At 72.0% G+C, this 12,357-nt stretch carries 15 protein-coding genes; 5 read left to right on the top strand and 10 right to left on the bottom strand.

All coding sequences use genetic code 11. From position 1 onward, the window contains the following. Both C516_RS19420 and C516_RS0112010 read right to left on the bottom strand, forming a co-directional pair. Positions 1-286: contractile injection system protein, VgrG/Pvc8 family (locus C516_RS19420; protein WP_040409525.1), on the bottom strand; the 286-nt coding region annotated here is incomplete at its 3' end. Positions 287-459: 173 nt separating this feature from the next. Then, positions 460-1,494 (bottom strand): NADP(H)-dependent aldo-keto reductase, encoded by a 1,035-nt coding sequence (locus C516_RS0112010; protein ID WP_018718641.1) that lies wholly within the window; start codon positions 1,492-1,494, stop codon positions 460-462. Positions 1,495-1,764: 270 nt separating this feature from the next. On the opposite strand from C516_RS0112010, the gene cobU reads away from it, so the two are divergent. The 4 genes from cobU to cobS are packed head-to-tail and all read left to right on the top strand — an operon-like array spanning position 1,765 to position 4,669. Further along, positions 1,765-2,274, top strand: coding sequence for a bifunctional adenosylcobinamide kinase/adenosylcobinamide-phosphate guanylyltransferase (gene cobU, locus C516_RS0112015; RefSeq protein WP_018718642.1), 510 nt, complete (start codon positions 1,765-1,767; stop codon positions 2,272-2,274). Next, the gene (gene cobT / locus C516_RS0112020; RefSeq protein ID WP_026321147.1) at positions 2,271-3,317 is read left to right on the top strand and encodes a nicotinate-nucleotide--dimethylbenzimidazole phosphoribosyltransferase; all 1,047 of its coding nucleotides are present in this window, start codon (positions 2,271-2,273) and stop codon (positions 3,315-3,317) included. Before cobU ends, cobT begins: the two co-directional genes overlap by 4 nt. A gap of 3 nt (positions 3,318-3,320) precedes the next feature. After that, positions 3,321-3,944 (top strand): histidine phosphatase family protein, encoded by a 624-nt coding sequence (locus C516_RS0112025; RefSeq protein ID WP_018718644.1) that lies wholly within the window; start codon positions 3,321-3,323, stop codon positions 3,942-3,944. After that, complete coding sequence (gene cobS, locus C516_RS0112030; protein WP_018718645.1) at positions 3,941-4,669, top strand: adenosylcobinamide-GDP ribazoletransferase; 729 nt, start codon at positions 3,941-3,943, stop codon at positions 4,667-4,669. Before C516_RS0112025 ends, cobS begins: the two co-directional genes overlap by 4 nt. Positions 4,670-4,673: 4 nt before the next feature. Here cobS and C516_RS0112035 read toward each other — a convergent pair whose 3' ends face one another. Genes C516_RS0112035 through folB form a run of 5 tightly spaced genes read right to left on the bottom strand, consistent with a single transcriptional unit; the run spans position 4,674 to position 8,514 of the window. After that, positions 4,674-5,474 carry an undecaprenyl-diphosphate phosphatase gene (locus C516_RS0112035; protein ID WP_018718646.1) on the bottom strand — a complete coding sequence of 267 codons (801 nt, stop codon included), beginning with the start codon at positions 5,472-5,474 and terminating at the stop codon, positions 4,674-4,676. 5 nt (positions 5,475-5,479) lie between these two features. Continuing rightward, entirely contained in the window at positions 5,480-6,460 is a 981-nt protein-coding gene (locus C516_RS0112040) for an adenylate/guanylate cyclase domain-containing protein (protein WP_018718647.1), read from the bottom strand. Next, entirely contained in the window at positions 6,457-7,656 is a 1,200-nt protein-coding gene (locus C516_RS0112045; protein ID WP_018718648.1) for a class I SAM-dependent methyltransferase, read from the bottom strand. Before C516_RS0112045 ends, C516_RS0112040 begins: the two co-directional genes overlap by 4 nt. 4 nt (positions 7,657-7,660) lie before the next feature. After that, the gene (gene folK, locus C516_RS0112050) at positions 7,661-8,155 is read right to left on the bottom strand and encodes a 2-amino-4-hydroxy-6-hydroxymethyldihydropteridine diphosphokinase (RefSeq protein WP_018718649.1); all 495 of its coding nucleotides are present in this window, start codon (positions 8,153-8,155) and stop codon (positions 7,661-7,663) included. After that, positions 8,152-8,514, bottom strand: coding sequence for a dihydroneopterin aldolase (gene folB / locus C516_RS0112055; RefSeq protein ID WP_018718650.1), 363 nt, complete (start codon positions 8,512-8,514; stop codon positions 8,152-8,154). Before folB ends, folK begins: the two co-directional genes overlap by 4 nt. Positions 8,515-8,632: 118 nt before the next feature. On the opposite strand from folB, the gene plsY reads away from it, so the two are divergent. Beyond that, positions 8,633-9,223 (top strand): glycerol-3-phosphate 1-O-acyltransferase PlsY, encoded by a 591-nt coding sequence (plsY, locus tag C516_RS0112060; protein WP_018718651.1) that lies wholly within the window; start codon positions 8,633-8,635, stop codon positions 9,221-9,223. On the opposite strand, the gene C516_RS0112065 is transcribed toward plsY, so the two are convergent. From C516_RS0112065 to C516_RS0112075, 3 genes are all read right to left on the bottom strand, one after another. Continuing rightward, entirely contained in the window at positions 9,224-9,712 is a 489-nt protein-coding gene (locus tag C516_RS0112065) for an NUDIX domain-containing protein (RefSeq protein ID WP_051088233.1), read from the bottom strand. It lies immediately after the preceding gene. After that, positions 9,702-10,769: a uroporphyrinogen decarboxylase gene (gene hemE / locus C516_RS0112070; RefSeq protein WP_018718653.1), complete on the bottom strand. Its 1,068-nt coding sequence runs from the start codon at positions 10,767-10,769 to the stop codon at positions 9,702-9,704. Before hemE ends, C516_RS0112065 begins: the two co-directional genes overlap by 11 nt. 140 nt (positions 10,770-10,909) lie before the next feature. Continuing rightward, positions 10,910-12,316, bottom strand: coding sequence for an FAD-dependent oxidoreductase (locus tag C516_RS0112075; protein ID WP_018718654.1), 1,407 nt, complete (start codon positions 12,314-12,316; stop codon positions 10,910-10,912). Positions 12,317-12,357 lie beyond the last annotated feature (41 nt).

The following is a 12,357-nucleotide window of genomic DNA, read 5'->3' on the forward strand; positions in this document are numbered from 1 at the left end:
GGGCGGCCTCGGCGACGAGGGCGTGGAGGGGGCGCTCGCTGGCGTCGGCCTGGCGGATGGCGAGCCGGGCGGGGGCGCCGATGAGGTGCTTGAGCTCGAGATCGCCGCGCTGGCAGAGGCAGTCGAGGCGGTAGCGGAAGGGGGCGCTCACCGCCTCCTCGCCGACCAGGCGGTGGGGGAGCAGCCCGGCCGGTGCGCCGAGCTCCAGGCGCAGCAGCCGCTGGTGCTGCGTGAGCTCGACGTCGAAATGATCGAGCAGCCGGTCCGCAGAGGTGTCGTCGGGCATGTGTCACCGTCCCTGGTCGATCGCCGGATCGCGCCGGTGCGGCGCGTCATCGCCTTCCGCCCTCCTGGCGGTCGGCATGGGCCCGGGGGCAGGCCCCGGCCCGGATATCAAAAGCCTACCGCAACGCGGCGCGGATGCCGAGTCCCGCGCCGCGCTGTTTCCCGGTGGCCCTGCTAGGGGCAGGGGTTGGCGTTGTCCCGGTGGATCGCCTCTATGCCCTCGATCACCGTCTCCGGCAGCGCCAGCGTCTCGCTGTCCATGTTGCTGTGGAGCTGCTCCATGGTGGTGGCGCCGATGATGTTGCTGGTGAGGAACGGCCGCGAGTTGACGTAGGCGAGGGCCATCTGCGCCGGGTCCAGTCCGTGCTCCCGTGCCAGCGCGACGTAGCGTGCCGTTACCGTCTCGCCGGGCTCGCCCAGGTAGCGCTTGAACTGGGTGTAGCGGGTCAGGCGGGCGCCCTCCGGGCGTGCGCCGTTCAGGTACTTGCCGGTGAGCGCGCCGAAGGCTAGGGGGGAGTAGGCCAGCAGCCCGGTGTACTCGCGGTGCGCGATCTCCGCCAGTCCCACTTCGAAGCTGCGGTTGACCAGACTGTACGGGTTCTGCACCGAGACCACCCGGGGCAGGCCGTGACGCTCGGCGAGCTGGAGGAAACGCATCACGCCCCAGGGGGTCTCGTTGGAGAGGCCGATATAGCGGATCTTGCCCTCGTCGACGAGGTCCGCGAGGGCGCGCAGGGTCTCCTCGATCCCCGGCTCCACGTCCTCCTCGGGATAGGTGTAGCCCAGGCGGCCGAAGTAGTTGCTCGGACGCTTGGGCCAGTGGAGCTGGTAGAGGTCGACGTAGTCCGTCTGCAGGCGCCGGAGGCTGCCCTCCAGGGCCTGGCGCAGTCCCTGGGCGTCGTAGCTCGGCCTGCCGTCGCGGATGTGCTTCACCCCCGGGCCGACGCACTTGGTCGCCAGGAACACCGAGTCGCGGGGCGCGCCGGCGGCGAAGTAACTGCCGATGTAGCGCTCCGTGGTGCCCCAGGTGTCCGCGTGGCTCGGCACGGGGTACATTTCGGCGGTGTCGAAGAAGTTGATCCCGCGCTCGCGGGCGGCATCCATCTGGGCGTGGGCCTCGGCCTCGGTGTTCTGGTGGCCCCAGGTCATGGTGCCCAGGCAGAGCCGGCTGACCCGTACGTCGGTATCCCCGAGTTGGCGGTATTCCATGCTGTCCCTCTCGTGGCTGGTGGGTGCCATAAGGCGGATGGGCGATCTTGCCGGAGGCATTGCCATGCGTCAGCCGCGCCGGCGCCCGGGGGCCTGAACGGGTGGCTGTATCGGCGCACCTGTCGCCGCGGTCCCGCGGTGCCCTGACGTGTGGGAATGCCTCTGGACGGATTAGTGTGCGGTGTGCCGGCCACGCGCGTCCAACCCGCGGCGGGGCCTGCGTCAAAGCTGGTATCCTCGCGGCTTCCGTTGGGTCAGGAGGGATGGCGGATGCGCGAGCTCGTACTCGGTGGCGTGAAGTCGGGCAAGAGCCGTTATGCCGAATCCAGGGCGGCGGAGACGGCCGACGTCGTCTACGTCGCGACCGCCTGTGCCGGTGACGACGCGATGGCCGAGCGTATCCGCCGCCACCGGGATCGTCGTCCCGTCCACTGGCGGACCCGCGAGACTGATATGGATCTCGCCGGGGTGCTTGCCGGCGAGGCCGCGCCCGGACGCTGTCTGCTGGTGGACTGCCTGACCTTGTGGCTGACGCGGTTCCTGGAGCAGCCGGACGCCTGGCCTGACGCCCGTACCGATCTCCTTGATGCCCTGCCCGGCCTGCCCGGCCGGGTGCTGATGGTCAGCAACGATGTGGGAGGCGGCGTGATCCCCGCCGACGCGGTGTCGCGCTGGTTCGTGGACGAGGCCGGCCGGCTCCACCAGGCCGTCGCCGAGCGCTGCGAGCGCGTCGCCCTCGTGACCGCCGGTCTCCCCCAGATACTGAAGGACGAGCGATGAGCACATCCCCAGCGATCGCACCGCCGGACACGGCGGCCATGGACCGCGCCCGGGCGCGGCAGGCCAACCTCACAAAGCCCCCGGGTTCACTGGGCCGGCTGGAGGAACTGGCCGTGCGCATGGCGGGGTTCCAGGGCAGCGAGCGCCCCTCGGCGGACCGGGTGGGCATCGTGGTGTTCGCCGCGGATCATGGCGTCGCCGCCCGGGGCGTGTCGGTCTTTCCCGCCGAGGTGACGGTGCAGATGATCGCCAACTTCGCCGCCGGCGGTGCCGCGGTAAGCGTGCTCGCTAACCGGCTCGGCGCGTCGCTGCGGGTGGTGGACGTCGGCTCAGCCACCGACTACTCGGTCCCCGAGGGCGTGACGCTGGCGCGTGCCGGCCGCGGGACAGCCGATTTTACTGTCGGGCCGGCGATGTCCGCGGAGGCCCTGGCGGCGGCCTCGGCCAGCGGCCGGGCCGCGGCGGACGAGGCCGTGGACGCCGGGGCTCAGGTGTTCGTCGGCGGGGAGATGGGTATCGCGAACACGACCGCCGCCGCCGCGGTCGCGTGTGCGCTGCTGGACGCCGAGCCCACTGAGCTGGCCGGGCCGGGCACCGGCCTCGACGCCGCCGGCGTCAGCCGCAAGGCGGCGGTGATCGGCGAGGGGCTGGCACGGCACCGCGATGCTATCAACGGGCCGGACGATGCCCTCCGTTGCCTCGGTGGTTTCGAGATCGTCGCTCTGGCGGCGGCCATGGAGCGGGCGGCGGCCAGCGGCGTGCCGACCCTGGTGGACGGGTTCATCGTGACCGTGGCGGCCCTGGCGGCGGTCCGGCGCACGCCCTCGTTGGCACCGTGGCTGATCTTCGCCCATACCTCGGACGAGCCCGGCCATCGCGCGGTGCTCCGGGCACTGGACGCCGACCCCCTGCTTGCGCTCGGGCTGCGGCTCGGCGAGGGCAGTGGCGCCGCGGCGGCGGTGCCGCTGCTGCGTCTGGCCTGCGAGGTGCACGGCGGCATGGCCACCTTCGAGGAGGCGGCGGTGGCCGCCGGGGAGGGCTGAGCGATGCAGCGTATCGACACCGGTGATGCGGTGTTCATCGATCTTATCCGCCATGGCATGCCGGTGGGCGGGCGCCGCTACCGGGGGCACCGGGACGACCCGCTATCGGAGGAGGGCTGGGCGCAGATGTGGGCGGCGGTGCCGGAGGCGCCGCCGTGGAAACGTATCGTGACCTCTCCGCTCACGCGTTGCCGGGCATTCGCTGAGGCCCTCGGCGAGCGGATCGGCGCGCCCGTGGCCGTGGAGCCGGCCTTCACCGAGATCTCCTTCGGCGAGTGGGAGGGTCGTGAGGTCGCGGAGATCCTGGCGCAGACGCCGGAGGCGATGCAGGCCTACTGGGCGGATCCGGTGGCCGCCACGCCGCCCGGCGGCGAGTCGCTCGCCGGGTTCCGTGAGCGGGTGGTCCCCGGCTGGGAACGGCTCGCCGGCACCGCCGACGTGCACACCCTGGTGGTGGGCCACGGGGGGCTCATTCGCATGCTGCTGGCCCACGTCCTCGACATGTCGCTGGCGGCGGTCCTGCGCCTGGAGGTGCCGAACGCCGGCGTGACCCGGCTGCGGGTGCAGTCCGACATCAACGGCCGGCCGGCGCCGAGCCTGGTGTTCCACGCGAGGTCACGGGCATGACGGAGCCGCTGCGCGTGGCCTTCGCCTTCCTGACCCGCCTGCCGGTGCGGCCGCGGCGGATGGACGCGGCGACCACCGGGCGCTCGCTCGCGTGGTATCCGCTTGTCGGTGCCGTGATCGGCCTGCTTGCCGCCGCAGCGGTGCTGCTCGCCGGCACGGCGGGGCTGCTCGGCGGGGCGCTGGCGGTCGCAGTGCTGGTGGTCGTCTCCGGGGCGCTGCACCTGGACGGGCTGGCCGACAGCGCGGACGCGTGGGTCGGCGGCCTGGGGGATGCGGAGCGCACCCTGGCGATCATGAAGGATCCGAGCTGCGGACCGGTGGGCGTCGCGGCGGTGGTCGTGGTCCTGCTGGTGGAATTCGCGGCGGTGGCCACGCTCGCCGGCACCGGTGCGGTGGCGGCCCTGCTGGTCGCCGGCGTGCTCAGTCGTGCTGCGGCCCCGGCGCTGTTCCTGACGACACCCTATCTCCGCACCGCCGGCCTGGGCACGGCGCTGGCCGGCGGTGCGGACCCAACCGCCGTGCGCCTGGGGCTGCTGGCGGCCGCGGCGGCGAGCCTGCTGGCCGGCGGTGCCGGGCCGGTGGCGCTGATTGCCGCCGGGGCGACGGTCTACGCGGTGCGTGCGGCCTGCCTGCGGCGGCTCGGCGGTATCACCGGCGACACCACCGGTGCCGCCATGGTGCTGGTCGAGGTCGTGGTGCTGGTGGTCCTGGCGCTGCTGGGCTGACGCGTTACCAGAACACGAACAGCAGCACCGCCCCGAGCAGGAGCCGGTAGATCACGAACGGGGTCATGCCGATGCGGTCGAGCAGCGCCAGGAAGGCCGCGATGCAGGCATAGGCTGCCACGGCGGAGACGCCGGTGCCGATGGCGATCGCGCCCCAGTCCACCGGTGTCGCGGTGGTGAGCAGGTCGAGTCCCTTCCAGGCCCCGGCGATGGCGATGGTGGGGATGGAGAGCAGGAACGAGAAGCGCGCCGCCGCGGTCGGCGCCAGCCCCACCATGAGCCCGGCGGTCATGGTCACGCCGGAGCGTGACGTACCGGGGATGATCGCCAGGCACTGGGCGAGGCCGATGGCGAGTGCCGCGGGCAGGCGGATGGCCTGCTCGTCGCCCGTGCCGCGGCAGTAGCGCGCGGCGGCCCAGAGCGCCACGGCGAAGACCAGATTGGCGGCCGCGATGACCAGCGGTCCGCGCAGGGCGTCGTCGCCGGCCAGGGCCTCGAAGGCGCCCCCGGCGAGCACGATGGGCACTGTTGCCGCCACGATCATCATCCCGAGCCAGCCCTCGCCCCGAAGGCGGCCGGTGCGCAGGCCGAGCAGTGTCTCCGTGATCAGCCGCCAGAGCGTGTGCCGGAAGTAGGCGAGGACGGCGGTGAGCGTGCCCACATGGACGGCGATGTCGAAATCGAGTCCCTGGTCCGGCCAGTGGGTGACGATCGGCACGAGGATCAGGTGGGCCGAGCTGGAGATGGGCAGGAATTCGGTCAGTCCCTGCAGCAGGCCGAGAATCAGTGCGTGCAGCCAGTCCATGATCGTCAGTGTTGCTCCGTGGTGGTGACGGGGGCGAGAGAGTACACACGTACGGGGGCGGCAAGTCCGCGCAGGCGGCGCTCGCGCGGGCGCGCGAAGGGCAGGCCGTCACCGGCGAGATGGCGGGCCGCCTCCGAGACCAGGACCTGGCCGGGGCGGGCGGCGCTGCACAGCCTGGCGGCCACGTTCACCGGGGCGCCTATGGCCGTGTAGTCCAGGTGCTGCGGGCTGCCCAGGTCCCCCAGCGCGACCTGGCCGGCATGCAGGCCGGCGGCGAGGGGCAGGGCGGTGTGGTCGTCGCGGTCTGTGGCGAGGATCGCCTGGGCACAGGTGGCGGCGCGCCGGCCACGCTCCGGGCCGTCGAACAGGGCCATCAGCCCGTCGCCGCTGAATCCGGCCACGAAGCCGCCACGGTCGTGAATCGCCGTTACCTGGGCCGCGAGGCGGGCGCTCACCATCCCGAACAGCCTCTCCGCGGACGCGCCGGTCTGCGACAGCGCGGTAAAGCCGCAGAGATCCGTGAACAGGACGCAGGCGTCGACCGTCTCGGTGTCACCGTGACCGGTGGCGGTGCCAGCGGTGAGCCGCTGATGCAGCCGTGGTCCCAGGTGCCGGGCTGCGGCGCGCTGGTAATCGGCACGCCGCAGCAGTCCGTCGATGCGTGCACGCACGACCGCCGGTGGGCACGGGGGGGTGAGGACATCGTCGCAGCCGGCGGCGATGGCCGTGCCGATGGCGGGGTCAGCGGGATCCGTGGCAGCGACCAGGATGGGGGTGACGCCGTCCGGCTCGTGCCCGCGGAGCTCGCGTACCAGCTCAAGTGACGCCGGCCGGGGGCTGACGACTACGGCCGCGGGCCAGCGTGCGGCGAGCCATTCGCGGGCGGCGTCGGTGTCGGCATGGTGGATCATCCGGAGGTCCGCGGCGCGCAGGGCGTCGGCAATGCCGCCCTGCTGTTCGCCGATGACCAGGATGACGGACGTCATCGCCTGCTGGTCAGCGCCCCGAGGCGCCCGGTCTGGTCGGCGACGGACAGGCCGGTGAGCGGCTCGTTCATGCCCCGGCCGAGATAGAGGACCTTGAAGCGCTCGCCCATGCCCGCGGGCATGACCAGCGGTTTCGCCTGCTGTGCGGCGATTACGCCGGCCTCGGTGCCGGCGGCCATCTCCGCCTCGATCAGCCCGGGCAGCCCGGCACCGAGGAGGAAGTGTGCCTGGGTGGTGAAGCCGAGCACGTCCAGGCCCGCGGCGCAGGCCGCGCGCGCGGCGGCGGTGAAGTCCACCGACGCCGTGATGTCCTGGAGACCGGGGTACCAGAGCGCGTCGTCATGGGCGCGGTGGCGGTAATGGCACAGCAGCGTGCCCATGGCCCGCTCCGGGTGGTAGTACTCGCGTCGCGGGTAGCCGTAGTCCACGAGCAGGGCGACGCCGTGGCGGAGGCTGTCGGCGAGGGCGCCGATCCAGCCGTCCAGAGCGGGGCAGTACTCGCTGCTGTATCCCCGCGGCAGGGGGGTGTCCAGGTCCGCCTCGATGGCGGCGACGGCCTTGCGGGTGGCGGTGTCCGGTTCGCTCAGGCGGTATGCCAGGTGTCCGCGGTCATGGCCCACCGCGAGGCTGTGAAGGCCGTCTTCGCTGACCTGGAAACGCCGCACCGGCAGGGCGTCGAGCACCTCGTTGGCGAGGATCACCCCGTCCAGCGGTGCCTCCGGCAGGCGTTCGAGCCAGTCCACGCGTTCGTACAGACCGTCAGGCAGGGCGTCGGCGAGGGTGCGCGCCTGCTCCTCGCGCAGCGCGGCACTGACCTCGAGGATGAAGTAGCGCCGGGGCGCCTCGCCGAGGGCGTCGAGCTCGAGGAGGATGTCCGCGGCCATGCGGCCGGTGCCGGCGCCGAACTCCAGGATATCGCCGCCGTCCATGCGCGCCAGGACCTCCGCGCACTGCCGCGCCAGCGTGCGCGAGAACAGCGGCGTGGTCAGCGGCGCGGTGGTGTAGTCGCCGCCGGCGCCGAAGCGGGGCTGCCCGGCGCTGTAGTAGCCGAGCCCCGGTTCGTACAGCGCCATTTCCATGAAACGGTCGAAGCCGACGGTGCCGCCGGCGGCATCGATGGCTGCGACGATGCGCTCGACCAGCCGCCCGCTGTGTGCGGCGGCGTCGGTATCGGGCAGTGGCAGGGCATCGGCCACGGGATCACTCCAGGTGGATGCGGCGCATGGCCTGATCGCTGGCGTCGAAGTCCGCCCAGAGATCCGCGTAGCGCCGGCCGAGGGTGGGGTGGCGGCGTTCGCCGGCGATGTCCGCGAGGGGGCGCAGGACGAAGGCGTAGCGCTGGATCTCCGCCCGGGGCAGGTGGATGCGGCCGTCCTCGTAGGCCTCCTCGCCCCAGGTGAGGAGATCGAGGTCCAGGGTGCGGGAGTTGTAGCGCCCCTGGGCGCGGCGCTCACGGCCGTGCTCGTGTTCCACCGCCTTGAGCTCGTCGGTGAGCGTGGCCGGGTCGGAGTCGGCGTCGGCGTCGAAGCCGACCACGAGGTTGAGGAAACTGTCCCCGTCGAAGCCCACGGCCTCGGTCTCGTAGACCGGCGAGATCTCCAGCTCGCCGTAGCGCGCGCGTAGCGCGGCCAGCGCCGAGCGGACGTTGCGCTCGCGGTCGATGTTGCTGCCGATGCTGACGTAGACCCGCGTCATGCCTGCCCGGTGGCTCCCCGTTCGATGCGTACACCGACACCCCGGGCGCCGGCCACGGCGCCGGGCTTGGTCAGCGACAGACGCAGCCAGGACACGCCGAAGCGCGTGCGCACGCCGTCCGCCAGGTGTTCGGCGAGGGCCTCGAGCAGCCGGAAGTCGCTGGCGCCGGCGGCCTCGACCAGCCAGGCGGCGACGTCGGCGTAACTGACCGCATCGGCCAGCTCGTCGCTGGCTGCGGCGGCGGCGACGTCGGCGGCGAGCTCCAGGTCCAGGCGCAGCCGCTGGTTCAGCGCCCGTTCCCAGTCCCACACGCCGATGCGTGCGCGCAGCTCCAGGCCCTCGATGAATACGCTGTCCATGTTGGTGATCCCGTAACGAGTCGCGTCATGATACCCGCGGGGCGCGGTGGCTTACCAACTCACCGGGCCGTGCGCCGGGCTTGACCCCGGCCCGGGCACCGGCTGGAATGGCGGCACTATGACGATTGTACTCGTGCTCATCGGTTATCTGGTCGGCTCGGTGTCCTCGGCGGTGCTGGTCTGCCGGCTCATGGGCCTGCCCGATCCCCGCGGCGGGGGCTCCGGCAATCCCGGCGCGACCAACGTGCTGCGTCTCGGCGGGCGGCCCGCGGCGGCACTGACGCTGGCTGGCGACTTCTTCAAGGGCACACTGCCGGTATGGGCGGCGATGGCGTTCGGGGCCGCGCCGGTGGTGGTGGGGCTGACCGGCCTCGCCGCGTTCCTGGGGCACCTCTACCCGGTCTTTTTCGGTTTCCGCGGCGGCAAGGGCGTGGCGACGGGTCTGGGGGTGCTGCTCGGCTGGTCCTGGGCGGTGCTCGCCGTCACGGCGGCGACCTGGGTGCTGGTGGCTGCGGTGACACGACTCTCCTCGCTGTCTGCCCTGACGGCCTTCCTGCTGGCGCCGCTCTACGTCTGGGGGCTGACCGGCGAGCCGGCGCTGGCCGCGGCCATGGCGGCGATGACGGCCTTCTCCTTCTGGCGCCACCGCGGCAACATCCGTCGTATCGTCGCGGGGGAGGAGCCGCGAATCGGTCAGCGCAGCGCCTGACTACGCCCCGCCGGAGGCGTCCTCCTCCCCGTCGGCGGGCTCCAGACGGCGTCGCAGCCAGCGCAGCACCCGCTGGACCCGTGGGGAGGTCAGCCGGAAGGCCTCGTCGAAGTCCATCCAGCGGTACTCCTGGTGCTCCGGGCGCCCGAGCTCGGGATTGATGCCCATCACGACCTCTTCCTCCGGCGTCTCGGCGATGTAGTAGCGCGCGAGCTTGCCCTGGGCGTAGGGGCCGGTCTCGAAGTAGCAGTGGCCCCAGTGGAACGCGAGCCGGGTGATTCCGGTCTCCTCCGCCACCTCCCGGCGCGCGCCTTCCAGGGGCGTCTCGCCGGACTCGACCTGCCCTTTCGGGAAGTCCCAGTACTGGTAGGCGCGCAGCATCAGCAACCGCCAGTCGCCGGAGTCGTCGTCGCGGCGGATCACGGCGACCCCGGCCGAGAGCACGCGGACACCGCCGCGGTGACGGTTGCGTGGACGCCTAGCGGCCATGGCGGGCGGGGCTCAGCTCGTGGACCGCCTCCACCATGGCGGCCACGTGCTCCGGCGGGATCTGCGGATGGACCCCATGGCCGAGGTTGAAGACGTGTCCGGGACCGTCACCGAACTCCGCCAGAACGCGGGCGACCTGCTCGCGGATCACCGACGGACGGGCGTAGAGGATGCTCGGGTCGAGGTTGCCCTGCAGCGCCACGCGGTCACCGATGCGCCGGCGCGCCTCGCCCAGATCGATGGTCCAGTCCATGCCCAGGCCGTCGGCGCCGCAGTCGGCCATGGCCTCAAGCCACAGCCCGCCGCCCTTGGTGAAGAACACCACCGGCACCCGCCGGCCCTCGCGCTCGCGCACGAGTCCCTCGATGACACGCCGGGCGTAGGCCAGGGAGAACTCGCGGTAGGCGTCATGGGCCAGTGCCCCGCCCCAGGTGTCGAAGATCATCAGCGCCTGGGCGCCGGCGGCGCTCTGGGCGTTGAGATAGTCCGTGACGGCGTCGGCGGTGCGCGCGAGCAGGCGGTGCAGCGCGGCGGGCTCGTCGTAGGCCAGGGCCTTGATGTGGCGGAAGTCCCGGCTCGACCCGCCCTCGACCATGTAGGTCGCCAGCGTCCAGGGGCTGCCGCTGAAGCCGATCAGCGGGACCCGGCCCGCGAGCTCGCGGCGGATGACCGAGACAGCATCGGTGACGTAGGCGAGTTCCGTACCCACGTCCGGCTGCGGCAGGGCGTCGATGGCGGCGACGTCGCGCAGCGGGCGCTCGAAACGCGGGCCCTCGCCGGGCTCGAAATACAGTCCCAGGCCCATGGCGTCGGGCACGGTGAGGATGTCGGAGAACAGGATGGCAGCGTCCAGATCGAACCGCTCCAGGGGCTGGAGGGTGACCTCGCAGGCGAGGTCCGCGTTGCGGCACAGGTCCATGAAGCTGCCGGCATGCTGGCGCACACGGCGGTATTCGGGCAGATAGCGGCCGGCCTGGCGCATCAGCCAGACCGGGGTGCGGTCTACCGGCTCGCGTGCGAGCGCGCGCAGGAGTCGGTCGTTTTGGAGTTCACTCACGGTGGCGTCCCGGCCGGTTGGATGACGCGCGGCAGTGTATCACGCCAGGGTCGGCCGGCCCGGTACGCGCTGTCCTGCAGCCGTAGTGCGACCGCGGCGGCCGGGATCGGCCGCCGCTCAGGTGCACGGGCGCTGGCGGTTCACACCCCGAGGTAGGCGAGGATGCCCTTGGCCGCCTCGCGGCCCTCCCACACGGCGGTGACCACGAGGTCCGATCCGCGGACCATGTCGCCGCCGGCAAAGACCTTCTCGTTGCCGGTCTGGTAGGGGTAGCGCCCGGCCTTGTCGACGATCACGCGGTCGCGATCGTCCACGCCGATGGCGTTGGACTCGAACCACTCCGCCGGGCTCGGCCGGAAGCCGAAGGCGATGAGCACGCGGTCGGCGGGGATGACCTCCTCGGTGCCGGGCACGGGCTCCGGGCGCCGGCGGCCGCGCTCGTCCGGGGCGCCGAGCTGGGTCTCGATGACCTTCACGCCCTCGACCCGGCCGTCGCCCAGGATCTCCACGGGCTGGCGGTTCCAGCGGAACTGCACGCCCTCCTCCTTGGCGTTGTAGACCTCGCGGCGGGAGCCCGGCATGTTGGTCTCGTCGCGCCGGTAGGCGCAGGTCACGCTCTTGGCGCCCTGGCGCAGGGAGGTGCGGTTGCAGTCCATGGCAGTGTCGCCGCCGCCGAGGACCACCACGCGCTTGCCGCGCATGTCGATGTACTCCGAGCGGTCGCGCTCGAAGCCCATCAGGCGGTTGATGTTGGACACCAGGAAGGGCAGGGCCTCGTAGACACCCTCCTTGTCCTCGCCGGGGAAACCGCCGCGCATGTAGTTGTAGGTGCCCATGCCCAGGAACACCGCGTCGTATTCCTGCTCCAGGGTCTCGAAGCTGACGTCGCGCCCCACCTCGACGCCGAGGCGGAACTCGACGCCGGTGTACTCCATGATCTCGCGGCGCTTGGCGATGACCTCCTTCTCCAGCTTGAACGGCGGGATGCCGAAGGTCAGCAGGCCGCCGATCTCCGGGTAGCGATCGTAGACCACCGCGTCCACGCCGTTGCGCACGAGGATGTCCGCCGCGCCGAGGCCCGCCGGGCCGGCGCCGATGATGGCCACGCGCCGGCCGGTGCGGACCACGCCGGACATGTCCGGGCGCCAGCCCTGCTTGAAGGCCTCGTCGGTGATGTAGCGCTCCACCGAGCCGATGGTCACCGCCCCGAAGCCGTCGTTAAGGGTGCAGGCGCCCTCGCAGAGACGGTCCTGGGGGCAGACCCGTCCGCACACCTCCGGCAGGGAGTTGGTCTTGTGGGAGAGCTCCGCCGCCTCGAAGAGGTTGCCCTCGGCGACCAGCTTCAGCCAGTTCGGGATGTAGTTGTGGACCGGGCACTTCCACTCGCAGTAGGGGTTGCCGCACTCCACGCAGCGGTCGGCCTGGGCGCCGGCCGTCTCGGCATCGAAGTTGCCGTAGATCTCCTTGAACTCGACCTTGCGGGCCGCTGCCGCCTTCTTCTCCGGGTCCTGACGGGGGACCTCGATGAACTGAAAGTTGTTACCCATAGCTCGCTTCGTCTCGGGGCGTGGCGGCACCGGGCCGCCAC

Source organism: Arhodomonas aquaeolei DSM 8974 (genome assembly GCF_000374645.1).
Taxonomy (GTDB): Bacteria; Pseudomonadota; Gammaproteobacteria; order Nitrococcales; family Nitrococcaceae; genus Arhodomonas; species Arhodomonas aquaeolei.